This window comes from Niveispirillum cyanobacteriorum (genome assembly GCF_002868735.1).
Lineage (GTDB): Bacteria > Pseudomonadota > Alphaproteobacteria > Azospirillales > Azospirillaceae > Niveispirillum > Niveispirillum cyanobacteriorum.
Genome location: NZ_CP025615.1, coordinates 108,605 through 132,488, shown reverse-complemented (window position 1 = coordinate 132,488; position 23,884 = coordinate 108,605). Strand labels below are relative to the sequence as shown.

The 23,884-nt window shown below is 60.0% G+C and carries 17 protein-coding genes and 9 pseudogenes; 11 read left to right on the top strand and 15 right to left on the bottom strand.

Annotation, left to right across the window (positions count from 1 at the left end; all coding sequences use genetic code 11):
* The first annotated feature begins 52 nt into the window (after positions 1-52).
* From C0V82_RS26540 to C0V82_RS26520, 6 genes and pseudogenes are all read left to right on the top strand, one after another.
* A pseudogene (locus C0V82_RS26540) lies at positions 53-1,191 on the top strand (IS3 family transposase).
* Between the two features lie 125 nt (positions 1,192-1,316).
* A pseudogene (locus C0V82_RS27710) lies at positions 1,317-1,496 on the top strand (IS66 family transposase); the annotation flags it as partial.
* A gap of 30 nt (positions 1,497-1,526) precedes the next feature.
* A complete protein-coding gene (locus C0V82_RS26535) occupies positions 1,527-3,440 on the top strand; it encodes an HAD-IIIC family phosphatase (protein ID WP_102115460.1) in 1,914 nt (637 codons plus the stop codon).
* Positions 3,427-3,669: an acyl carrier protein gene (locus tag C0V82_RS26530; protein WP_211108017.1), complete on the top strand. Its 243-nt coding sequence runs from the start codon at positions 3,427-3,429 to the stop codon at positions 3,667-3,669. The genes C0V82_RS26535 and C0V82_RS26530 overlap by 14 nt, the downstream gene beginning before the upstream one ends.
* 9 nt (positions 3,670-3,678) lie before the next feature.
* Positions 3,679-4,569, top strand: a complete 891-nt coding sequence (locus C0V82_RS26525) for a WcbI family polysaccharide biosynthesis putative acetyltransferase (RefSeq protein ID WP_102115459.1) — start codon at positions 3,679-3,681, stop codon at positions 4,567-4,569.
* Positions 4,559-6,007 carry an SDR family NAD(P)-dependent oxidoreductase gene (locus C0V82_RS26520; protein WP_102115458.1) on the top strand — a complete coding sequence of 483 codons (1,449 nt, stop codon included), beginning with the start codon at positions 4,559-4,561 and terminating at the stop codon, positions 6,005-6,007. The genes C0V82_RS26525 and C0V82_RS26520 overlap by 11 nt, the downstream gene beginning before the upstream one ends.
* 204 nt (positions 6,008-6,211) lie before the next feature.
* On the opposite strand, the gene C0V82_RS26515 is transcribed toward C0V82_RS26520, so the two are convergent.
* From C0V82_RS26515 to tnpC (C0V82_RS26495), 5 genes and pseudogenes are all read right to left on the bottom strand, one after another.
* Positions 6,212-6,505, bottom strand: coding sequence for an IS66 family transposase (locus C0V82_RS26515; protein WP_281493042.1), 294 nt, complete (start codon positions 6,503-6,505; stop codon positions 6,212-6,214).
* Positions 6,450-8,027, bottom strand: a complete 1,578-nt coding sequence (tnpC, locus tag C0V82_RS26510; protein WP_102115457.1) for an IS66 family transposase — start codon at positions 8,025-8,027, stop codon at positions 6,450-6,452. Before tnpC (C0V82_RS26510) ends, C0V82_RS26515 begins: the two co-directional genes overlap by 56 nt.
* Positions 8,028-8,069: 42 nt before the next feature.
* The gene (gene tnpB / locus C0V82_RS26505; protein ID WP_094453379.1) at positions 8,070-8,417 is read right to left on the bottom strand and encodes an IS66 family insertion sequence element accessory protein TnpB; all 348 of its coding nucleotides are present in this window, start codon (positions 8,415-8,417) and stop codon (positions 8,070-8,072) included.
* On the bottom strand, positions 8,414-8,830 hold the full coding sequence (gene tnpA, locus C0V82_RS26500; RefSeq protein ID WP_102115456.1) for an IS66-like element accessory protein TnpA: 417 nt from the start codon (positions 8,828-8,830) through the stop codon (positions 8,414-8,416). Before tnpA (C0V82_RS26500) ends, tnpB (C0V82_RS26505) begins: the two co-directional genes overlap by 4 nt.
* An 88-nt stretch (positions 8,831-8,918) precedes the next feature.
* Positions 8,919-10,079: pseudogene (tnpC, locus tag C0V82_RS26495) on the bottom strand (IS66 family transposase); the annotation flags it as partial.
* Positions 10,080-10,209: 130 nt separating this feature from the next.
* Here tnpC (C0V82_RS26495) and C0V82_RS26490 point away from each other — a divergent pair.
* Positions 10,210-11,269 (top strand): annotated as a pseudogene (locus C0V82_RS26490) (IS630 family transposase).
* Positions 11,270-11,307: 38 nt separating this feature from the next.
* Here the strand turns inward: C0V82_RS26490 and tnpC (C0V82_RS26485) are convergent.
* The 4 genes from tnpC (C0V82_RS26485) to tnpA (C0V82_RS26470) all read right to left on the bottom strand — a co-directional run bounded on the left by tnpC (C0V82_RS26485) (position 11,308) and on the right by tnpA (C0V82_RS26470) (position 16,177).
* A protein-coding gene (gene tnpC / locus C0V82_RS26485) for an IS66 family transposase (protein WP_370466059.1) occupies positions 11,308-12,905 on the bottom strand; the annotation gives its coding sequence in 2 pieces (ribosomal slippage) (positions 11,308-12,599 and positions 12,599-12,905; 1,599 coding nt in all).
* A 105-nt stretch (positions 12,906-13,010) separates the two neighbouring features.
* A complete protein-coding gene (locus C0V82_RS26480; protein ID WP_102115455.1) occupies positions 13,011-15,098 on the bottom strand; it encodes a recombinase family protein in 2,088 nt (695 codons plus the stop codon).
* 357 nt (positions 15,099-15,455) lie between these two features.
* Positions 15,456-15,776, bottom strand: coding sequence for an IS66 family insertion sequence element accessory protein TnpB (gene tnpB, locus C0V82_RS26475; RefSeq protein WP_102115454.1), 321 nt, complete (start codon positions 15,774-15,776; stop codon positions 15,456-15,458).
* Positions 15,773-16,177, bottom strand: coding sequence for an IS66-like element accessory protein TnpA (gene tnpA, locus C0V82_RS26470; RefSeq protein WP_211100523.1), 405 nt, complete (start codon positions 16,175-16,177; stop codon positions 15,773-15,775). The genes tnpB (C0V82_RS26475) and tnpA (C0V82_RS26470) overlap by 4 nt, the downstream gene beginning before the upstream one ends.
* Positions 16,178-16,263: 86 nt before the next feature.
* On the opposite strand from tnpA (C0V82_RS26470), the pseudogene C0V82_RS26465 reads away from it, so the two are divergent.
* Positions 16,264-16,460: pseudogene (locus C0V82_RS26465) on the top strand (transposase); the annotation flags it as partial.
* 370 nt (positions 16,461-16,830) lie between these two features.
* Complete coding sequence (locus tag C0V82_RS26460) at positions 16,831-17,682, top strand: FkbM family methyltransferase (protein WP_158660259.1); 852 nt, start codon at positions 16,831-16,833, stop codon at positions 17,680-17,682.
* Between the two features lie 290 nt (positions 17,683-17,972).
* On the opposite strand, the pseudogene C0V82_RS26455 reads toward C0V82_RS26460, so the two are convergent.
* Positions 17,973-18,536: pseudogene (locus C0V82_RS26455) on the bottom strand (transposase); the annotation flags it as partial.
* Positions 18,537-18,783: 247 nt separating this feature from the next.
* Here C0V82_RS26455 and C0V82_RS26450 point away from each other — a divergent pair.
* Positions 18,784-18,947: pseudogene (locus C0V82_RS26450) on the top strand (IS66 family transposase); the annotation flags it as partial.
* 50 nt (positions 18,948-18,997) lie between these two features.
* On the opposite strand, the pseudogene tnpC (C0V82_RS26445) reads toward C0V82_RS26450, so the two are convergent.
* The 3 genes and pseudogenes from tnpC (C0V82_RS26445) to tnpA (C0V82_RS26435) form a co-directional block, all read right to left on the bottom strand.
* Positions 18,998-20,589, bottom strand: a pseudogene (tnpC, locus tag C0V82_RS26445) (IS66 family transposase).
* A 55-nt stretch (positions 20,590-20,644) separates the two neighbouring features.
* Positions 20,645-20,998, bottom strand: coding sequence for an IS66 family insertion sequence element accessory protein TnpB (gene tnpB, locus C0V82_RS26440; protein WP_102115451.1), 354 nt, complete (start codon positions 20,996-20,998; stop codon positions 20,645-20,647).
* Entirely contained in the window at positions 20,979-21,425 is a 447-nt protein-coding gene (gene tnpA, locus C0V82_RS26435) for an IS66-like element accessory protein TnpA (RefSeq protein WP_211108015.1), read from the bottom strand. The genes tnpB (C0V82_RS26440) and tnpA (C0V82_RS26435) overlap by 20 nt, the downstream gene beginning before the upstream one ends.
* 80 nt (positions 21,426-21,505) lie before the next feature.
* On the opposite strand from tnpA (C0V82_RS26435), the pseudogene C0V82_RS26430 reads away from it, so the two are divergent.
* Positions 21,506-21,757 (top strand): annotated as a pseudogene (locus tag C0V82_RS26430) (transposase domain-containing protein); the annotation flags it as partial.
* A gap of 251 nt (positions 21,758-22,008) precedes the next feature.
* Here C0V82_RS26430 and C0V82_RS27190 read toward each other — a convergent pair.
* Positions 22,009-22,170 carry a hypothetical protein gene (locus C0V82_RS27190; protein WP_158660257.1) on the bottom strand — a complete coding sequence of 54 codons (162 nt, stop codon included), beginning with the start codon at positions 22,168-22,170 and terminating at the stop codon, positions 22,009-22,011.
* 56 nt (positions 22,171-22,226) lie between these two features.
* The gene (locus C0V82_RS26420) at positions 22,227-23,858 is read right to left on the bottom strand and encodes a tetratricopeptide repeat protein (protein WP_158660256.1); all 1,632 of its coding nucleotides are present in this window, start codon (positions 23,856-23,858) and stop codon (positions 22,227-22,229) included.
* Between the last annotated feature and the right edge of the window lie 26 nt (positions 23,859-23,884).

Below are 23,884 nucleotides of genomic sequence, written 5' to 3'. Positions count from 1 at the left end.
TGAGCGGACAGTTTGCTAAGCTTGGTTCGGCCCTTATTGAAGGAGGACCGAGATGACGGGACAGAGGAAGCGATATTCATCGGAATTCAAGGCGAAGGCGGCGCTTGAGGCGATCCGGGGCGAATTGACGATGACGCAGCTTGTGTCGAAGCACGGTGTTCACCAGACGATGATCGACGCCTGGCGCAAGCAGGCGATCGAGGGAATTGCCGCGTCATTTCCGTCAGGGCCGAGGCCAGTCAAGTTGTTGAAGCCGCCGAGATCGACCGGCTGCACGCCAAGATCGGGCAGTTGGTGGTGGAGCGGGATTTTTTGCGCAAGGCCTCCGGTCGATGAGCGCTGGTCGGAGGCGGGAGATGGTGGATCGTTCCCATCCCGGCTTATCGGTTGTCCGGCAATGCGCGCTGCTGTCGATCAGCCGGTCACATTATTACGGGCCGGTACGGGGCGAGAGTGCCGAGAACCTAGCGCTGATGCGGGTGACCGACGCACAGTTCCTGGAGACGCCCTGGTATGGCAGCCGGCAGATGACCCACCATCTGCCGGCGCCAGGGTCATGTCGTCAATCGCAAGCGGGTGCGCCGGTTGATGGGCCGGATGGGGTTGGCCGCCATCTACCAGCGGCCGAAGACCAGCGTTCCCCATCCCGAGCACAAGATCTGGCCCTACCTGCTGCGGGACGTGACCATCGATCGGCCGGATCATGTCTGCTGTACAGATATCACCTACATCCCCATGTGGCGGGGTTTCCTGTACCTGACCGCCGTGATGGACTGGGCATCGCGTAGAGTGCTGGCCTGGAAACTGTCCAACAGCATGGAGATCGATTTCTGCCTGGAAGCCCTGCAGGATGCCATGGCACACCACGGCAAGCCGGTAATCTTCAAGACCGACCAGGGCAGCCAATTCACCAGCCCGAGATTCACCGGCATCTTGACCGATGCCGGCATCAAGGTTTCCATGGATGGAAGGGGTCGCTGGATGGACAATGTGTTCATCGAACGGCTCTGGCGGTCACTGAAATACGAGTGCGTCTATCTCCACGCTTTCGAGACCGGCAGCGAGGCCAGGGCCGGGATCGGGCGCTGGATCAATTACTACAATACCCAACGCCCGCATGCCGCGCTCGGGGGACAAACACCCGACGAGGCATACAGGCAGAAGGCGGACAGAACGTGTTTGGCGGCGTGAACTAATCAGGACCAAGCTTAGCAAACTGTCCGATCACCGGGGACCAGGTCTCTTCTAAGCCCGGCCCCATACCGCATCTAACAAAAGGGTTGTCGTTTGGCTTGAAATAATGAGTAAGCGCGGAGATAGAGAATCCGTCCGTCTACCACCTGACCGACACCGAGAAAGACGCTCTGATTTTCGAGCGGGCGGCGTTGATCCAGCGTTTGGTGGCTCGGGTGACGGAACTTGAAGTGCTGATCGGCAAGCCGAAGAAGACATCACCGAATTCGTACCATCTGCCGTCGTCGGACGGCCCCGACCGTAAGAACCGAACTGATCACTAGGGTTTGAAAATGCCTCCTGACAGCATCCTTTCTTGGCTTCCGGATTTAACGGATTGGCAGGACTATGCCAAATCCGCAATTGCTATTATGGATGACGCAGAAAGGTGGCGGGAGCTTGTCCGCTTGGCCGGTACGCGTGTCGATTTAGTAAGGACCTCACGACTTGACCTCATGCTGCGCAAAGCGTTTCCGATTAGCCCCGGCGAGACTCTTGCACCCACGGTCAAGGTTGCCATGCTTGGCACATCGACGTTAGCGCATTTGCATGCCGGGATTCGGGTCGGACTGTTGCGCCGTGGCTTTTTCGCAAGCACTTATGAGCCGGACTACGGGCAGGTATTTCAGGAAATAAGCAATCCAGTTTCGGGCTTCTATAAATTTGCCCCCGATGTTGCGATCTTGTCTGAAGATGTACGACATGCGACACGCGAGGTTCACGGGCTTACGAACCAGGACGATGTACAGATGCTGGTCGCTGAATCGATCAAGCGTATGGAAGTGGTCTGGAACTCCATCCGGGATCGCGCTGGTTGCATGGTCGTTCAGCAGACTGTCATGCCGGTGATGCCGACCTTGTTGGGTAGTAATGAGCATAGGTTAGCATCATCACCGTCTGGGTTCGTTCGCCGATTGAACGATGCTATCCGTGGGGCGGCAGATCGCGCTGGGGTGGACGTTCTCGCTGTTGACGAACTCGCCCAACGCGACGGGGTAAATACCTGGCATGATCCATCGCTGTGGTGCAGCGCAAAGCAGGAGATTTCACCGCGCGTCGCTCCTGTCTATGGTGATGCGGTGGCACGGATCGTGGCGGCCCGGAAGGGACGCTCTAGCAAGTGCCTCGTCCTTGATTTAGACAATACGCTGTGGGGGGGCATCATTGGCGACGACGGGCTTGATGGCATTATCCTTGGCCAAGGCAGTGCACGCGGCGAAGGCTTCCTTCAATTACAGGAATATGCGCTTGCTCAGGCACGGCGTGGAATCATTTTGGCGGTAGTGTCGAAGAACGACGAGTCTAATGCGCTTCTGCCATTTGAATCCCACCCTGACATGCTGCTCCGCAAGAAGGACATCTCATGCTTCATCGCGAATTGGGACGACAAGGCGACCAACATCCGTCGGGTCGCGCAGAAACTGAACATCGGCCTCGATTCGATTGTATTCGTGGATGACAATCCTTTCGAGCGAGAACTTGTCCGGCGTGAACTTCCGATGGTGTCAGTCCCGGAAGTTTCCAATAACCCGGCAGAGATACCAAGCCTGCTGGCAGCGGCTGGCTATTTCGAAGGCGTTGTGGTCACGGCAGAGGACCTAACCCGAACCGAGTCGTACCAGGCGAATATGGAGCGTGCGGCCCAGCACCAGACCGCTACGGATCTCGGTAGTTACCTGTACTCGCTGGAGATGGAACTGTGTTGGGGTGAATTCGATACGCTCAATCTTGCGCGCATCACTCAGTTGATCAACAAGACCAACCAGTTCAACCTGACCACCCGCCGCTACTCCGAGGAGGAAGTGCGTCAAGTCATCACATCGTCGGTTGATATCGGTCTGTATTTCCGCCTCCTTGACAAGTTTGGTGACAGCGGCATCATCGGCATCTTAATTGGTCGGGGCCGGGGGGAGACGCTGTCGATCGACACTTGGTTGATGAGTTGCCGGGTGCTGGGACGCGAGGTCGAGAGTGCCATGTTGAAAGTGCTGTGCGAAGCGGCGTCATCAGCTGGGTATGTCCGGATCGAAGGGCTATATATTCCGACCGCTAAGAACTCTATGGTCAACAACCTCTATGACAGGCTAGGCTTTGTTGTTATCGCTGAACAGCCGGGCGGTGAGCGCTCCTACCGTCTCGACGTTGGAGCCTTCCAGCCCAGCGGGCTTCCCCTCAATATCAGAAAGGCAGTACATGAACCGGTCTGAAATATACTCCAGGGTCCGCAACATCTTCGCCGACCTGTTTCTTGTAGATGATATTACACTCGATGACAGCACTGCGGCTGACCAGGTCGAAGGGTGGGATTCCCTCACGCATATCAATTTGATAATTGCGGTTGAATCTGCATTTGGTTTCAAGTTTGATTTGGGTGAACTTGAGAAGTTTAAGGCGGTCGGCGACTTAGTTGACGCCATAGAACGCCATCTGCAATGAGGATTCTGCATGCACAATTACGCCGACGCCGCTGAACCCAGCAGGAATGTGATCATCTTTGCGAATTGCCACGGCTGGGTGATTCAGCAAGCAATCAAGAAATTTGCACCTGATTTCAATCAGTATTCTGCTGTCCACTTCATTGAGAATTTCACGGACGATTACAATAAATTTCTCGACACTGTCAGGAGCTGTAAAGTTTTTCTCTATCAAACTGAAAAAGGAGCAGAAGTAGAGCGCAAATTTTCTACACTTTCCGCATTGCTGCCGCCCGATGCGCGAGTAATTCGTTTCCCTATGGTTGGATTTAATATTTTCTGGCCAACGCAATTCCGAGACTATTCAGCGGTCCCTGATCCCAAGAGTGGTAAGATCAACTTCCACTTCGCTGACAGGAAGATCATCCATTTGTGGAGGAAAGGCCTAGATGCTGATGCAATCGTCGAAGCTGTTCTGTCTTTTGCGCCTGTAACCCCTGAAGACCTTCACCGTTCCCTGGAACTGTGGATGGAAAGCTATCGGGTTCAGGAGGCAGAATGCGATGTTGGGATTGCAGACATCATCCCGGGCATGGTCCTTGTTAAGGAGACCTTCTACTGGCCAACTCATTGCTGTAACTCAGTTATATTTACGATGGTTGACCGTATTCTTGCCAAGCTTGGCAAAGCCCCGCTCCTCTTAGAATCTGCGGCCATGAAGAATGCGCTACACGATTGGGAGCTGCCGATCCACCCTGCCGTTGTTGATGCGTTCAACCTCGACTATGCTCCACCTGATCGCTCTTACCTGATGCCGGATGGTCGCCGGCTAAAGCTGAAAGAATACCTGTTTGAATACATTGAGTATTTGCCACGCCGCTATCCGGAAGTCACCATTAGAGCCGACCAACATGGCGACTGATAGAGTTATACAGGCAATCCGGCGCTTTGAGCATGCCGACCAGCAGGCCTTCGGTCTGCTTTCTGGCGATCTCAATCCGATGCATATGGACCCTGTTTATGCCCGCCGTACTCAACTGGGCGCCGCCACTGTCCATGGCGTGCATGTAGCTCTATGGGCAATGGAAACGCTGGCCCAGGGCGGCCTGCTCGGCAGTTGGCCGGGCGGCCTGAAGGTCCGGTTCCTGCGACCGGTTCCGGTTGGCGAAGAGGCCGTCCTGACTGCCGAATGCAAGCCAAGCGGTAACATCCGTTTCCAGGTGCAAATCAAAAACGAGTTGGCGATCATTGGCGACCTGCGCAAGCCGATGACGCTAGCACCAAGACCACTTGCCGAAAAGCCGAATAGCCGCAAATGGCCTGCCGTGTTGCTCGCCCCTGACGAGGTGGAGTTGGTGGAGAGCGGCAACCTTACCGGGACGATCGATGCGATCGACCGGACAGAACAAGTAGTCGCATTATTTTACAGTCTGGTCGCGGCGGGCGGCTCAGACCGCGTTCAGGCGCTAATTAGTCTGTCTTATCTGGTGGGCATGGTATGTCCCGGTCTGTACTCCATCTTTGGCTCCATAGATTGCACATTTCATGATTGCATCCGTGAACCGTTGCGCTTTGAACCGCAAGCGGTTGACATGCGTTTCCGTCGGCTGGTGCAGGTCGTTGATGCTGGCTGCATCCGGGGCACAATTGAATGCTTTTTTCGGCTGCCTCCGGTTTCTGTTGCTTCAGCACAGGCGTTAGCTGAACTAGTGCTGCCAAGCGAATTCGTGGGAATACGAGCGCTGGTTATCGGAGGCTCGCGGGGCCTCGGGGCGACGACGGCGAAGCTTCTGGCTACCGGCGGAGCAAAAGTAACCGTAACCTATCACCGGGGCGCGCGGGAGGCGGCCGCGCTGGTGGCGGAAGCAGCCAACCAGGGCCTTAGTATTCGTGCGTTGCAGTTCGACGTCATCAACGACGATCCCGCCTCACTCTTTGCCAATGAGCTAGGCCACAATTCCCTGTACTATTTTGCAACTCCTAAAATTGAGCCAAGCGGAAAAGGAAAAGGCTTATCCCATGCATTGATAGAAAAATACTTAGATTATTATCTTTGGAAATTTGAATATATGTGCAGAAATATGGAGTATTGTCAATTGGGAAAGTGGCATATATTCTACCCATCAACTGCATTCATTGATGAAAATATTGGGGAGTTTCAAGAATATTGCTTAGCGAAATTAGCTGGTGAAGCGCTTTGTCGCTCCTGGCAATTGTCCAAGCCGAATTTGAGCGTCATTATGCCACGTTTGCCCAAGATTCTGACTGACCAGACCGCATCCATTTCTGCTAGCACTATGGCAGACGGACCTACGATAATATTGTCTGAAATTCGTAGATTGTATAAAAATAAATATTGACAACTAATAGGATATTTTATCTTGCATGGGAAAATAACTTTGATTCCATTTCGATGAAATTCGGTGTCCCGTATACCTTAAAATGCCGCTTATCCAGGTTGATCGACAGCAAATATGTCGCCTCCATCATGACCTCCAGTGTAATACCAGCTTGCTCTGACGGAGACTCATGGTAATTGCTCAGGTGGTTGGCAACCCGGCCTTTCAGGCGAGAGCGAAGGTGCCTCCGATCAAGGCCTGGATGGCGTTCCAGGCTGATGTGCCGTAGAGGCGGGCGGTTCCGGTGACGGATCGGTATCCGGCATGGATGGCCGGTCCCCATTGGGACCGGAAGCCGTTTGTGACCTTTCGGAAGACGACGGAGGGTCGGATTTCCTGTTCGCTGCGGTTGTTGGTGGGGGGCACGCGACGGTCGGTCAGTAAGCATCCGGCGTAGGCCCATTCAGGCTTTTGGCTTCCAGTTCCAGGGCAATAGGTCGGCGATGGCCTTTGCGGGATGGTCGTGGATGCGGGCGAGGGTGTCGGCGAGCCAGGCTTGGGGATCGACGTCGTTGAGCTTTGCGGTCTCGATGAGGGTGTAGATGGCGGCAGCCCTGTTGCCGCCGGCATCGGAGCCGCAGAAGGTCCAGTTGCGGCGGCCAACGGCGATGCCGCGCAGGGCGCGTTCGGCGGCATTGTTCGACAGGCAGATGCGCCCATCCTCCAGGAACCGTGTCATCGCTTGCCAACGGTTCAGGGCATAGTCCATGGCCTTGGCGGGATCCGACTTGGGCGACAGGCGGGCACGGGCGCGGCGTAGCCATTGCCCCAGATCGTCGATCAGGGGACGGCTTTTCTCCTGTCGGGTTTCGGCACGTTCCGCGATGGCGCGGCCGTTGATGGTCCGCTCGATGGCGAACAACGCGTCGATGCGCTTCACGGCCTCGGCTGCCAGGGGCGACTTGCCGTCCTTGGCCAAGTCAAAGAACCGGCGGCGGACATGGCTCCAGCATCCGGCCTCCTGGAGGGGACCGGGCTTGCGGGCGGGATCGTAGAGGCCGGCATAGCCGCTATAGGCATCGGCCTGGAATATCCCGGCCCAGCCGGCCAGGTGGCGCTGCGGATGCTCGCCGGCACGGGTGCGGGCATAATGGTAGAGAGCGGCGGGCGGATCGCTACCGCCGAACGGTCGATCATCCCGCACATAGACCCATAGTCGGCCGGTGGCGGATTTCCCCTTGGCCAGAACCGGTACCGGGGTGTCATCGCCATGGAGACGATCAGCCGCCAGAACGTGGGAGCGTATCGCCGCCACCAGCGGGGCCAGGGTTGCCGCCGCCGCGCCGACCCAGTCGGCCAGAGTGGAAACGTCCAGGTCGACCCCTTCCCGGGCATAGGCAGCACTCTGCCGGTGCAGCGGCAGATGTTGGGCATATTTCCCGGCCAGCACCATGGCCAGCAGGTTCGGCCCGGCCCGCCCGCGCCGGATCGGATGGGAGGGCGCCGGCGTCTGGCTCACCGCCTCACAGGACCGGCAGGCGAACTTCTCCCGCACATGCTGCACCACCTTCCAGCGGCGGGGTTCGCATTCCAGGCTTTCCAGCACATCCTCGCCGATCTTGCGCAAGGTGTTCCCGCCGCAGCGGTCGCAGGTGCAAGGCCCCGGATGCACGATCCGCTCCCGTGGCAGCGCCTCCGGCAGCGGCCGCCGGGCCGGTTTGCGCGGTGTGACAGCAAGAGCGGGAATGGGCGTGCCGAGTTCGTCGGCTACCTCATTCTCGGCGCTGGTCTCCTCCAACTCTTCCAGTTGCAGTTCCAACTGCTCCACCAGCAGCCGACCCCGTTCGGAGGATTGGCCGTAAAGCTCCCGCCGGGCCTTGGCCAGGGCCAGACGCAGCCGTTCGATCTCGATCGCCCGTTCACCGGCCTGTTGGCGCGCCGTCGCCAATTCCCCCTGCAATGCCAGGATCAGCGCATGGGCTGCCGCCAGATCGGCGGGCAGATTGTCGGCAGTGGGGGCGGGAGGATTGGGGCTGGACATGGGGTCATTGAATCATGCCCACGCCGTCTTGTCTGCAGCTTTTCAGCCCGCCCGTTCGGGCCGGGCCGTGTGCTGCGGCAGCCGCCAGTCGATTCCCTCCAACAGATAGCCCAGTTGGGCCGGGCTCAGCGTCACCGCCCCGTCAACCACCGACGGCCAGATGAACCGGCCACGCTCCAGGCGCTTGGTGAACAGGCAGGCGCCCTGGCCGTCATGCCAGATGACCTTCACCAGATCGCCGCGGCGGCCACGAAAGACGAACAGGTGACCGCCATGGGGATCGCGCCCAAGAACCTCCTGCACCTGCCGGGCAAGGCTGTCGAACCCCTTGCGCATGTCCGTCCGGCCCGTCGCCAGCCACACATGCACCCCCGGCGGGATCGGGATCATCCCGCCCCTCCGGCTGCCCGGATCACCGCCTTGGCCAGCGCCAGATCCACCGACCCGCGCAGCCGCACCTCGACCCCGCCGGGCAGAAGCACGGAGATCTCAGCGACCGATGTTGCGGACGGGCTGGGGGCCGGCAGCGCCGTCTCCGCGACCGGCATGGCCATCGGCTCATCCACAGGGGCAAGCTGGACCGGCGCGAACGCCCGAACCGGGCTATCGACCGGCGAAACCGATACGCCCAATTGTCGGCGCCACCGGTATAGCAGGCTCTCATGGACCCCGAACCGCCGGGCAACATCCTTGACCACAATGCCGGGCCTGAACGCCGCCTCAACCAGCCGGACCTTCTCCGCGTCTGACCAGATACGACGCCGCTCCGTGCCCGTCAAAACCTCCAGCCGCTGATAAGCCATCACGTTTGCCACTCGTTTGCGTCCGCGCTATCGCGCTTACGCAAAGACTCCCAGCTACCGACCACCAAACACAAGGCGGCTCACACCGGACGCGTACGTCGGTCATGAAGACGAAGAACTTATTCCGCCACGCCTTGATCTGTCGTTGCAGGTCACGCCCGGCGGGGTGGGATGCTGGAAAGCCCAGTAAGGCATCCAGCCCGCGCTCGGCCTTGGCGGCATAGGCTGACAGCGTGCTGTCCTTCAGGCTGGGGCGGCGTTTGCCGACGCGGATGGCCCAGCGCAGATGATCGCGGGTTTTCGGAGCGGTGATGCTGTCGCCGCTGTCGATGGCATATTGGACGTCGCGCAGCACATGGGCCAAGCACACCTGATGGGTCTGGCCCAGCCCCTGTTGCCCGGCATAGCGGTCGGACACCCAGATTTGGGGTCGATATTCGCCCAGCACCTGTTCGGCCGCGGCCCGTCCCCGGCTGGGCACGATTTGGTGCAGCACGGCCTGGTCGCTGTGGAACACCCATTGCCAATGGGTGATGCCGTCCACCCGCGTCGTCGTCTCGTCGGACGCGATGACCGGCGCGGTCAGCAATTTGGCCTTGATCAGGGTGCCGGCCTTGTCCAGGGGGGCCTGCATCCGGCGAAAACTGTTGGCGATGGCACCTTCGGAGATGGACAGCCCGAACATCTCCCCCAGCATCCGCGACAGCCGCTCGAACCCGACATGGTGGCTATGGTGCAGATAGGCCAACAGCGACCGGATGCCGGCGCCGAACGGCGTGCCGGGCAGCATCCCCGCCGGCGGGGCCGCCCGATAGCGCTTGCCACAGCACCGGCAGCGCCCGCCGAACAGTTCCACCCGCGTCACCGCAGGCCGGACGACGGGCAGGTCGATATGGTCATAGCCATGCCGGCGACGCTGCTCCGCCGCCGTCACGACCGTCTCGCAATGCGGGCACTGCTCGGCAAAACGCCGCTCCGTCCGGTCGGGCTCCACCGCCAGCGACCGCGACACGCCAGGGCGCGACGGCCGCGGCTTGCCGGCCTTGTGCTTTTCGTCTTTCCGGTTCGGCCGACCAAGACCGTCCTGCGACGGCGGAAGATGCGAATTCGACGAATTCTTCCGCACCTTGCCGACAAGTGCTTCCAGCTCCGTGATCCGCGCCACCAAACGCGCGATCATCGCCGCCTGATCAACAAGCAGGGCGTCTTTCTCTGTGTCACTCAGGCGGCGGACAACGGGCTTCTCCATCCACACGTTGACTCATATTCCAGGAGCCAGGGCAACCCCTTTTGCCAACCACGTGAGCAATTACGACTCATGGGGGATTCCCAAAAGCGTGCGGATGTGAGTCACTCTGGCAAACAGCCGGAGATTTTCCATGTCAGCGCCGATCCGCCTTCGATCCGACTATGACAACGCCGCTCTTCTGGCGCTGGCGCGGCGGTCTCGGGACGCCGACCAGACGCGGCGGTTGCTGGCGCTGGCGTCGATCTATGATGGCGGCAGTCGCAGCGCGGCGGCCAAGTTGGGCGGGGTCGGGCTACAAATCGTCCGGGACTGGGTCGTTGCTTTCAACGCGCTGGGTCCGGACGGTCTGATCGACCGGAAAGCGCCGGGTCAACGGCCGAAGCTCAATGCCGCCCAACGGCAGGCGCTGGCGGAGAAGGTGGAACGGGGCCGATCCCGGCGGTTGAGGGTGTGGTGCGCTGGCGGCTCAAGGATCTGGTGCAGTGGATCGCCGAGGAATTCGGCATTTCGCTGGATTTGTCGACCATGAGCCGCGAGATGAAGGCGTTGGGGTTCGCCAAGCTGTCGGCCCGTCCCCGCCACTACGCTCAGGACGTTCAGGCCCTTGAGGAATTTAAAAAAACTTCCCCGCCGAACTGGCAGCGATCAGGACCAGCCTGCCGCCGGGAGCCGACATAGAGCTGTGGTGGCAGGATGAGGCCCGTGTCGGCCAGAAGAACAAGATCACCCGGCGCTGGGCCAAGCGGGGAACCCGTCCCGTGGCACCTCATGACCAGCGCACCAAGTCGGCCTATATCTTCGGCGCCGTCTGTCCAGAGCGCGGCGTCGGCGCCGCCCTCGTCCTGCCTCGCTGCGACACCCAGGCCATGCAATACCACCTGGATGAGATCGCCTCCCAGGTGGCGCCCGGCGCCCACGCCGTGCTCTTGATGGATCGGGCAGGTTGGCACACAACCGACAAGCTGGCCGTGCCGGCCAACATCACAATTCTGCCCCTGTCACCCAGATCCCCCGAACTCAACCCGGTCGAGAACATCTGGCAGTTCATCCGCGACAACTGGCTGTCCAACCGCGTCTTCGAATCCTACCACCAGATCGTTGCACTATGCTGCTACGCTTGGAACCGCCTCATCGACCAGCCTTGGAAAATCATCTCCATCGCATACCGTCAGTGGGCGCATGAGTTCTAATCAATGCAAGTTGGTATAAGCATCCGGCGTAGGCCCATTCAGGGCTTTGCCTTCCAGTTCCATGGCAAGAGGTCTGCGATGGCCTTTGCGGGATGGTCGTGGATGCGGGCGAGGGTGTCGGCGAGCCAGGCTTGGGGATCGACGTCGTTGAGCTTTGCGGTCTCGATGAGGGTGTAGATGGCGGCGGCCCTGTCGCCGCCGGCATCGGAGCCGCAGAAGGTCCAATTCCGGCGTCCGACGGCGATGCCGCGCAGGGCGCGTTCGGCGGCATTGTTCGACATGCAGATGCGTCCGTCCTCCAGGAACCGGGTCATCGCTTGCCAACGGTTCAGGGCATAGTCCATGGCCTTTGCGGGATCCGACTTGGGCGACAGACGGACACGGCTGCTGCGCAGCCATCGCTCCAGATCGTCGATCAGGGGCCGGCTTTTATCCCGGCGGGTTTCGGTCCGTTCCGCGATGGCGCGGCCGTTGATGGTGCGCTCGATGGCGAACAACGCGTCGATGCGCTTTACGGCCTCGGCTGCCAGGGGTGATTTGCCATCCTTGGCCAGATCAAAGAACCGGCGGCGGACATGGCTCCAGCATCCGGCCTCCAGGAGGGGACCGGGCTTGCGGGCGGGGTCGTAGAGGCTGGCATAGCCGCTATAGGCATCGGCCTGGAATATCCCGGCCCAGCCGGCTAGGTGGCGCTGCGGATGCTCGCCGGCACGGGTGCGGGCATAATGGTAGAGCGCGGCGGGTGGATCGCTGCCGCCGAACGGCCGATCATCCCGCACATAGACCCATAGTCGGCCGGTGGCGACCTTGCCCCCGGATCGGGTCCGGGGCAGGCTCTTGGCCAGAACCGGCACCGGCGTGTCATCGCCATGGAGACGATCAGCCGCCAGAACATAGGTGCGTATCGCCGCCACCAGCGGGGCCAGGGTTGCCGCCGCCGCGCCGACCCAGTCGGCCAGAGTGGAAACGTCCAGGTCGCCCCCTTCCCGGGCATAGGCGGCACTCTGCCGGTGCAGCGGCAGGTGCTGGGCATATTTCCCGGCCAGCACCATGGCCAGCAGGTTGGGTCCGGCCCGCCCCCGCCGGATCGGATGGGAGGGGGCCGGCGTCTGGCTCACCGTCTCGCAGGACCGGCAGGCGAACTTCTCCCGCACATGCTCCACCACCTTCCAGCGGCGGGGTTCGCATTCCAGGCTTTCCAGCACATCCTCGCCGATCTTGCGTAAGGCATCGCCGCCGCAGCGGTCGCAGACACAAGGCCTGGGATGCACGATCCGCTCCCGGGGCAGCGCCTCCGGCAGCGGTCGCCGGGCCGGCTTGGTGTGACGGCAAGGGTGGGGGCGGGCGTGCTGAGTTCGCCGGCCACCTCATTCTCGGCGCTGGTCTCCTCCAACTCCTCCAGTTGCAGTTCCAACTGCTCCACCAGAAGCCGGCCCCGCTCGGAGGATTGGCCGTAAAGCTCCCGCCGGGCCTTGGCCAGGGCCAAACGCAGCCGTTCGATCTCGATCGCCCGTTCGCCGGCCTGTTGGCGCGCCGTCGCCAACTCCCCCTGCAATGCCAGGATCAGCGCATGGGCCGCCGCCAGATCGGCGGGCAGATTGTCGGCAGTGGGGGCGGACGGATTGGGGCTGGACATGGGGGTATTGAATCATGCCCACGCCCTCTTGTCTGCAGCTTTTCAGCCCGCCCGTTCGGGCCGGGCCGTGTGCTGCGGCAGCCGCCAGTCGATTCCCTCCAGCGATCACGCATGTTGATGCCCCTCCTGGTGAGGCTGACAGATTCTCAGATCGAGCTGGTTGACGGAGTGATTCCATAATTCGCGAACCGCCTGAATGACGTCCGGTGTATTCTGGAACAGGTATGCGCCATTGGGCTGGCGATCAATGAGCAGACGTTCCTTCCGGATCTGGACATAGAGCCAGTTTACCGGAATGCCCAGTACATCGGCCAGTTCAGTTGCGCTGAGGTTACCGACATCATGCGTCCAGCGCGTCCGTTGTGCGGCAACCTTCATGCCTGCGGCAAGCCGGAGCCGCTGAACGGTGATGGGTAGCACCCTATCTTCGCAATTGGGCGAACGATGCCCTTCGGCTGTCAGGGTCGCGGCGATATCGTCATCGAGGGCACCGGCGCGAGCGAGGTCAAGTACGCGGCCGCGCATTTCCTGGCCCTGGCTGAGCTTGGCGACGGAGTTCACCTTCATTTTGACCATCAGATCGCTGATAGCGCCACCTCGCCACACGATCCTGACAAGAACGACGTCACGTTGACCTCGGTCGAGTGCGACTTTATCGACGAGACAGCGCAACAGCGCCTTGCGTTGGGCGTCCGTGGTTGTGGGATCTGCCCAGATCTGCGGCAGGCGGCCAGCCAGGGCAATCACCTTGTCGCCGAGATCCTTACCGATCACCCTTTGCGGTAGGGAATGGAGAGCGGATTGCCGGGCAAGCGCTTCTTCGGCGGTCCTAACCTCTATCAGCGCCGCTTCCCACCGGCGTTCCAGCTCGCCCGCGACAAGGCGGTTGTCTGGATCAACCCGGTTGAATTGCCGCTCGGCAAGGGCTGCGGCGTACCGCTTGCGTTCGAGCTGATGCTCGGCACTGGTGCGCAGCGCCGTATCGAGTTGATGCTGGGCCCGGCCGGCGCGTGACAGGGCGTCGAGTTCTGCTGGGGCCAGGGCGGTCAAGAATGCCTCAGCCACCGCCGCATCCACCTTTGGCGCCCGGACATGCTGACAGGTGGGTAGCCCCTCATGTGTACGAAGGTGGTTGCACACATACTCGCCACCCCCCTTGTAACGGACATACATCTTGTGTCCGCACCTTGCGCACCAAGCGATGCCGTGCAGCAGTAACTCGCCGTCGCGGGGAGCCCCTCTTGTCTTGGTGCGCATGTATTCGGCCCGATTGTCTGCGACAATGGTGCGGATTTTTTCATAAGTCGGCCAGTCAATGTAAGCTGGGTAACGATCCTTCACGACGATCCGCCATTGATCGATTGGTCTTGGGGCCTTGGATGGTAACCCACTTTCGCATGTGCCATGGCACGTGCGGGTCCGTCCGTAAACGAACGCGCCAGCATAAGCGGGATTTCCGAGTATCTTGGCGATGGCTGAGATTGTTGCCCGTGTCCAGCGTAAGTCACCATGGCGGTCACGACGGGGGAGGTCGAGGTTGCGTTGATTGAACACACGCATGACCTTTGCCACGGTCCGGAATTTCAGGAATGTATCGAATACGCGTTCGAGCCGTTCCTGCACTTCAATGTTCGGATCCTTGGTCACCACTCCGCTTGGATCGCGTACAAGACCGACCGGCAGGTTGAGCGCCAACTCGCCGCGTGCGGCCTTGGCAAGAAGCCCTGCCGTAAGGCGGCTGCGGATCGTGTGCAGTTCGAGTTCGGATATCGTCCCCTTGAGCCCGAGCAGCAAGCGGCCATTCGGGCTACCCGGATCATAAACACCGTCCCGGTCGGCAATCAGACAACCGCGGAGTCCGCAGATATCCAGGAGCGGATACCAATCAGAACAGTTGCGGGCAAGCCGCGTGACGTCGATCGACAGGATAAGCCCAACCTCGCTGAGGCCAACCCGCCCGACCAGTTCCTTGAACCCACCCCGTTGTGTAGCGGACGCCCCACTCAGGCCGAGATCGGCGTCGATCACATCTATGTCGGCCTCATGCCATCCGAGATCGCGAGCGCGTTGCCGCAACGCGTACTGCAGCCGCAGACTTTCCTGATTGCTCACCACCTGGTGAGGCGTCGACTGTCGGATATAGACGACCGCCTTACGTGCCAGATGGGTGGGTTTGATCAGCTCTGACATCACGCAGAACCTCCGTCAGAACCGCTGCGACATCGTCGACAATCTGCCGTCGGAGGGACGACGGTAGTTGTTTCCAGAGGTCCTTCGGATTCGCATTTGCTGTCATGAATACAGTCTGACACATTGATAATATCAAGTAACGCCTCAATACTCAATTTTGTTTGATCGCTTTTGTCATGCAGGTATTCTGTTGCTGCAATAGATATTATCAGTGTTGTTCCTTTATAATATTCGACTTCACATGACGGCTGAAAATTACCGCCTCGACGAGGCAGCCGCCGAACTACTCGAAATGATTTTCCATAGAGGGGATGCCGAGGATCCAGAACCTGGACCTCCTCAAACGATGATTCATCAGACTCAGCAGAGGGGATATTCCTGAATGCCTTCGAACAAATACGCGAACTGCGGACCGGATATTGCTACACAACCGCCGCTGGGGGCCGGCCAGATGAACCACCCCCGTTCCAGCCGCTTGACATACAAAGACATGCCCACCCCGTCATGCCAGATGACCTTCACCAGGTCGCCGCGGCGGCCACGAAAGACGAACAGGTGACCGCCATGGGGATCGTGTCCCAGGATCTCCTGGACCTGCTGGGCGAGGCTGTCGAAACCCTTGCGCATGTCCGTCCGGCCCGTCGCCAGCCATACATGCACCCCCGGCGGGATCGGGATCATCCCACCCCTCCGGCCGCCCGGATCACCGCCCTGGCCAGCGCCAGATCCACCGACCCGCGCAGCCGCACCGAGATCTCCGCAACCGATGCCGTGGGTGGGCTGGGGGCCGGCATCGCCGTCTCCACGACCGGCATGGCCATCGGCTCATCCACAGGCGCAAGCTGGACCGGCGCGAACGCCGCAACCGGACTGTCGACCGTCGAAGCCGATGCGCCCAATTGTCGGCGCCACCGGTATAGCAGGCTCTCATGGACCCCGAACCGTCGGGCAACATCCTTGACCACGATGCCCGGCCTGAACGCCGCCTCCACCAGTTGGACCTTCTCCGCGTCCGACCACAGCCGACGACGCTCCGTACCCGTCAAAACCTCCAGCCGCTGATAAGCCATCACGTTTGCCACTCGTTTGCGTCCGCGCTATCGCGCTTACGCAAAGACTCCCAGCTACAGACCACCAAACACAAGGCGGCTCACACCAGACGCGTACGTTAATGTGGAGCCTGCGCGCGCTGATGCCGAAGCGCTCGTCCTGGCGGGTGGCGCAGTCGATACCCTGCGCCTGCTGAAAATCGTCGCCCGCATCATCGAGCTGAAAACCAGGCTGCGCCTCCATCTGCCAACCGCATGCACCGTCCAGCCCGTGCTCGCCATGGTCCTGACCAGAACAACCCGCCTCGTCACCTGATCCGAAGGGCAGCGGGCCCAGCCCAAACCCGTCCCGCCCAACCCCAAAACCATCACCCGGAAACTCGCCAAGCGGCGGGAAGGACGGGCTGTGACCGCACAACCCTGTGCAGAACAACCGCAACACCGTGGCAGCACAGTCACGACCGCGGTGCATAATCCGGGCTATGATTCGGTGCCAGACAAGGGATCATGGCAGATTCAATCAGGGCAAGAGATATGGGTAATTGAAAGGCATCACCAGATGCGTACCCTTCGGACGTATCGAACACTCATAGAATGTTAAACAGAATCCAGGGCGCCAATAGTTGCGGCAGTAGGCGTCTGCGGATATAATGAAGGCGATATCCTGAGACATTTTGGGGAAGATTATGGAAATCGACATTCAGGAAGTAAGTTTAGCTGATCTGGCAGGGTGGGATTCACCCACGCACATGATGAGACATTGGGGCGGAATAATCGATGTCGTTAATCCGTATCAATGCGACTGGATCTCCGATACACTTTCTCCGGGAAAGATACATGAAAAAGACTTCAACATATTTAAAAATATGCACCACATTAAATGTTTTGTCGATATTGGGGCGAATTGCGGGCAAAGCGCAAATAGTTTTCGTTCTCTAAATGGTAGTGCGACCATTTTTTCCTTTGAGCCTAATCCTTTCTGCTTCTCAATTTTATCATCGGCGAGAATTGATAAATTTTTCCCAATGCCATTTGGCTTATCAGATCGTGATGAATTTGCAGATCTATTAACCCCTGTCATCGACAGATTATTAGTCACACCACTGTCTACAATGGATATAAATCGCTTCGCACCTGGGGCGATGCTGGACGAGTGGATAAACAAAAATCATCATGATCGGGCGCGCGCCTTCCTGCGACAGCGCTTGGCATTTGGTGAAGGTGATCGTTTCAATCTGAAGCCCGAAGCCGTGAAAATAGATGTTGAAGGGCATGAACTATCGGTCCTTCGCGGACTAGAAAGGACTTTATGGCGCCACCGCCCCATAATCTTTCTTGAAACCAATGGCGCAGAAGGTGTGGATAGATTCCTACGTAGTATGGAGTACCGCGCATACACCATTGTCCATGACGATGGTGATAGTGCTCATATTCGAGCTTTTTCCTTTGGTGCCAACAAGCTTCCGACAAATTTAATTTACATACACTTAGCCCAATCTCAAGATTTTTCGTGGATGTACCCAGGTTTGATAAAATAATGTGCCAGAGATGGTTATCTCCTGACAGTCGCTCCCTCTAGTGAGGTCATCAGGCGACGACTACATCTGGACCGAAGCGCCATAGCTCGACAATGACGGGTTCCGTCTACTCAGGGGACCAGTTCAGCAGCTCTCTGACGGTAATTGCTCACGTGGTGGCCCCCCCGTCGATCAAGCGACAGCGAAGGTGCCGGCGATCAAGGCCTGGATGGCGTTCCAGGCTGATGTGCCGTAGAGACGGGCGGTTCCAGTGACGGATCGGTATCCGGCGTGGATGGGCGGTGCGCCGGGGATCGGCGGGGCATGAGGGAGCGCAGGCCCCACATCAGCCAATAGGCACCGGCATGCAGCATCAGGCGCATCTGGTTGGCGGTGGCACGGGTGCAGCTGGTGCAGTCGGCGGCGAGATGGTTTTTCCAGCTTTTGATATGGTTCTCGGCCACGCCCCGGCGGCAATAGACCTGTTCATAGAGCCACTTGGCCCGCCCACCGGTCAGGCTGGTGACGATGAAGCGGGTGTCCACGCCCTGCGGCCCCGCCTCGACACGGGCGATGATGCGCTCGACCCAGCGCCAGCTGCGGGCGGCATTATGGAACTCGGTGAAGCGCCGGACCTTGTCCGATCCCGTCGCCCGTGCCCTGGTGCTGGCCTCCAGCGGGACGACATGGGCACGCAGGGTGGCGTTGGTGGCCAGCCCGAGGATGAAATCCACGCCCGAGGCCCGGCAGAGGTTGAACATTTCTGGTGCAGCATAGTGGCTGTCGGCGTCGATGCCATCCTCATAGCCGCAGGTGATCATCAGGAGGCGGAAACGGATGATGTCCACCAGCCGTGCCGCCACCTGGAGCCGCATATCGATCTCGCGCAGCAGCGTCAGCACCCCAGCATCGGACGACAGGCTGCCCCCGTAAAACAGGCCTCAACGGCCTTGCCTGAAACGGGTGACAGGCCGGGCAGCAACGGCGTATCTCTCTCATGGCGGGTGCTGCGTCCTTGGATCGGGCGGATTTGTGTTTGGCGACTGAATCCTAAACCCAATCAATGGCTTGTTCTACACCCGCCAACCAAAATTACCACCGCGGTGCATAATCCGGGCTAAGCCGCTGGTCGATGAATTGGAAAGCCGGATGCGCCAGCAGCGTGCTACAATGTCCCGGTATGCCACCGTGGCAAAGGCGCTGGACTATATGCTGACTAGCTGGGAATGGTTCGCCAGATTCCTGACGGATGGTCGTATCTGCCTGACAACAATGCCGCTGAAAGGTAAGCGCTCATTTCTCGGCACGTTGATGCCCGGTCTGGCGCCCGGCTTGGTCAGGCGGCCTGGGTTTTGACGAAATTAAATGGCAGCAGATCGTTGATGTCGGCTTGGGTGGCGCGCTGAGGCAGTTCGGTGAGAACATGTCGCAACTAGGCTAAGGGCTCGACGCCGCAAGCCCGGCAGGTCAGCATCAGGCTATAGACGACGGCGCTGGCCCTGGCGCCCTCGACGGTGTCGCTGAACAACCAGTTCTTTCTGCCAGTGGCAAAGATCCTGATGTCGCGTTCCAGAAGGTTGTTGTCGATCGGCATTCGGCCGTCGTCGGTGTAGCGCGTCAGATATTGCCATTGGTTCAGGGCATAGGAGACGGCATCGCCGAGCTTGGTATCCGGCAGGACCTTTGGGGCGATGGCGTCGAGCCATTCCTTGAGGGCATTCAGGACGGGGATGCTGTGCTGCCGACGGAACCGGTGCATCCAGTCTGCCTGGGTTTCGCTCTTGTCCGGCCTTTCGTTTTGCGCCTGCCTTTCGACGCTGTAGAGCTTCTCGAAGAATTTCAGCGCCTGCTCCGGCGGCCCACCGGGTTTGGGTCGTGCCTTGAGGGCATCGATAAAGCGCCGTCTTGCATGGGCCACACAGCCCAGGTGGGTGGCCCCCGTCAGCGTAGCCAGGCGGCATAGCCGTCGCTCATCAGGATGCCGCGATACGGCCCGAGAAATGCCTGTGGGTAGATCTGGCCGCGGCCCGGTTGATAGTCGAGCAACACGATCGGCTCGTCACTGTCCTCGCCGCTGCGATAAGCCCACATGTAGGATGTGCTGGTAGCTTCCTTGTCCTTTTCCTTCAGCACCTGGACATTCGTCTCATCACCATGAATGAGCGGCTGCGATCGCAGCCGCAGTTTCAGCGCGTCATAAAGGCGGGACAGATGCCGCTCGCTGGCGCCGATCACCCAATGCCCCAGGGCACCCCTGCTGACCGGAACGCCCGCCCGCTCAAAGGTTTGCGCTAACCGGTAGAGCGGCGTGCCATCGACATATTTATGAACCAGGGCGAATGCCAGCGTCGAGGCCGTGGCAATACTGCCCGGCAATGGCTGTGCCGGCATCGATGCCGTCACCACCGGCGTGGTGATCCCGGTGCGCTCGCAATGGCGGCACGCATATTTGAACCGGACATTTTCAAGGACCTTCGCCTTCACCTCGATATGGAGCTGTTCGGTGACGGTCTCGCCCATACGATGCATCCGGCCATGACAGCACGGGCAGCCCTTCTGATCGTCGGTCAGGTCATACTCGACGCGTTCACGCGGCAGGTTTTCCGGCAGCGGCTTGCGGCCACGCTTCCTGCCCTCCACATCGCCGGCTGGTGGCAATCCGGTGTCCGGCAGGTCAACAGCGGTGTCCTCGTCGCCGTCCGCCTTCTCCTCGACCCCAACCTGCTCGGCTTCATTGAATATCCGGTCAGCACGCTTTTCGCTGCGAGGCGCAAACCGATGCAGCCGCGCCAGCGCCAGCTCCTCCTCGAGTTTGACGACGCGCTGCGAGAGGGCTTCTTTCTCCGCCGTCAACGCCGCAATGGCGGCGGCACTGGCCGCCAACTGCGCCATCAGTTCTTCAACAGTCGGGGTGCCGGTGCTTTTCATCAGATTCTTGAATCTGAACCGCCCGACCCTGTCAACCGGCGAATGCCAGGAGCCCTCAACCAGCGACCTGATAGTGCCGTACAGGATGGCGCACCATGGCATCGATGTCGATGCCATCGAGAATCCAGTGCATCTGCTCCGCCGTCAGCCGCACCACCCTATCGTGACGCCGGGGCCAGCGAAACTTGTCCTCGCTCAACTGTTTGAGGACCAGCACAAAGCCCGACCGGTCAAAAAACAGCAGCTTCAGCCGATCCCGACGGCGATTGCAGAACGCAAACACCCCACAGGCAAAAGGATCCAGACCCATCGTCTCCTGTACCCGCACCGCAAGGCTGTTGATGCCGGCCCTGAAGTCGATCGGGTCGCGGTGCAGGTAGACCTGAACGTCAGCGGACAGCCGGAACATGGCTCAGAGCTCCGACCATCGCACTCAGCGTCCGTTCATCACCGCATTCGACCGTCAGCTTCACCCCGTTGGGCAAGGACGCGCTCACCTTCACAGGGGTGGAGAAAGGTCTGGCCCTTTCGGCACCCGCCAAACACAGTTCACCCCGCGCAGCAGCCTTTTCCGCAGACAGGCTGCATTCCTCCATCACAACCGGGATGAACGCGGGAGGGGAAAGCACCCCTTCGGGACCGGTCCCCTTCGCCTCCTTGATCCATTTCCTCAAAAGGTTCGCATTGACCCCATTGTCCAACGCAACCCGCGATACAGACACACCAGCCAAAAGGCACTCCGCAACGAGACGCGCCTTCGACGAAGGATCATATCGACGGCGGCCGTTGCGGAAAATACGCCGGACAACCAGCTTCTGTTCAGCACTCTCAATCACTTGGTGTCCACCTCCGTTAGGTGGACACCTCATGCCGCAAAGCGCTCAATCAAAAAAGGTGCACCAAAATTAGCGCTTACGCTGAAAGAGCGTTGCTCGGTGTGGCTCTGGGCCGGCGCGCATGGATGTTAGCTGGCAGCGACCGCGGCGGCCAACGTGCCGCATTCATGTACAGCCTGCTGGTCACCGCCAAGCTCAACGACATCGACCCCCAGGCGGGGCTCGCCGATGTCCTGGCCCGCATCAACGATTTCTCTCAAACCCGCCTGCACGAACTGCTCCCCTGGGAATGGAAGCAACGTCGGCAAGACCAGAAGGCAACCGCCGACTGAGACCAACTATGCAGCTATCGCCACAGCACCCGCGGCGCTCACCGGATGCGTAGTACGCATCCGGTGAGCGCCGCGGGTGCTGTGGCGTAGGGTATGAGGATTTGCTTTGTAATGTTTGATCAGGTCCTTGAGGTTCTCCAGACTGAAGGGTGTGAATGCGATCGTTTGGTCTTGGTCGGGCCCGTAAACCCAGAGGCAGCCATCTTCGGGCTCCATCTCAGTGTTATCCGGCATGGAAAAGTGGCTCTGACTCAATTTTGATGAAATTCGGGATTCCTCTGGAGCGGGATTTCCATAAGGGTCAGCATGATGCGCTCAGGCTTACCACACTCAATGTTCGACGTTGCGGGGATGGCCATCAATGACATCACCGACGATGATGGAATTGTGAGGCTCACCATCAGCTCGGTCACGGCAATGAGCGCCTGTCCCGGATGCTGAGCGCGGTCTGGTCGGATCCATACCGCATCTAACAGGACCTAGTGATCATCTCCCGAACATATTGGCCCATCAGGTCATTTGCGGGCACGAATTCCCGTAACAGAGCCAAGGCCGCTTTGGCATCTTGGTCTAGACGCCATGCCAGTTCCGCCAGTATGGTAGCTGTTTCCGGGCTGTTAATATGGCGCGAGATACGAATCCTCTCCCTCCATTTCTCCAGTGCCGCACGGTCGTCAGGATAATGCTTAAGCAGCATCCGTACCAGATTGACCTGCGCGATGTGATGTTCCTGTTCTGCCGCAGCTGTAAACAGTTCAATGGCGCGGTCGGGATCTTCTGGTACTTCCTGGCCCAGTGCATAGGCATAGGCCATACGGTACTGGCCCGACGCACTGCCCAATTCGGCAGCGGCATTATAGAAATTCAGCGCGCCCTGCCGGTCCTGTGGCACGCCGATGCCATTATGGAGCAGGGCTCCATAATTATAGGCAGCGTCTGGATGTTGCTGCTCGGACGCCTTCAGCAGATGCTGGGCTGCCACCGCCTGGTTGACGGGCGTCCCCTTGCCCAGCAAGTGGCAAAGGCCCAGTTGGAACCGGGCTTCAGGATCCTCATCCGCCACCCGCTCGAACAAGGCGATGGCTCGGTCATGGTCGATCAGCACGCCCTGGCCGGTCAAGTGCGCCTTGCCCAGGGCGGTCGTAGCCCGCGCATATCCGGCATCGGACGCAGTCACGTACCAGAGGATGGCTTCCGCTTGATTGGCGATCTTTGCCTTGCCGGTGGCATGTAGATCGGCCAGCAGCACCATGCTTTCCGTATCCCCTTTGACCGCGGCGCGGCGCAGCCAGGTCTCAGCCTGCCCCATATCCACAGGTTCCCCCGCCAGGCCGCGCAGATGGATCAGGCCCAGAACACGGATGGCGCCTGTGATACCGCCATCTGCCGCTCGGCGCAGCCACCGTTGGGCCTCCTTCGGATCCGCCACCACGCCGGTTCCCTGGAGGAGGCACACACCGAGATGGTAGAAGGCGGTCTTGTATCCTTGATCCGCAGCCTTTCGGTAAAGCTGGAAGGCATCCTCCGGCCCTTGGTCGGGCACCTCTCCGGCGCTAATAAGGCCTGCCAGCCCTATCATGGCAGCGGCACTACCCTGATCCAGGGCACGACCATACCAGTCGATGGCCCCGGCCACGTCACGGGCTGCGTTTTCCTCTTCACGGCTCAACAGCCAGGCCAGAAGAACCTGTGCGTCCACATACCCCTGCTCGGCCGCGATCTTCGCCCAGTGGCGGGCTTTGCTTCTATCCCTGGTGAAGGCGTAGGAAGGCTTGCCTTGCCGTGTATGCGTCTCAGGCACGCCCATCGCATAAGCGGCAGCGAGCCGGGCCTGGGCCAGGGGGCGGCCCGCAAGGGCGGCCTGCTCATACCAGCGCAAGGCGGCTCCCGGATCGGGCAGTGTGCCCTGTCCGTGCCACAAGGCCTCCGCCAGCGCCAATTGACAATCCCCATCTCCTGTCTGGGCGGCTTCGTGCCAGATTGCCACGGCTTTGGTGAGCTTCGCGCGGGCAGCCGCGCGGTAGCCCCGCTGGTGCGGGGTGCCGAACAACCGGTTGAACAACCGATGCCATAAGCGAGGCGACACAGGAGAGGACGTCATCGATGGGTTCCAGACAAAGCCAGCTC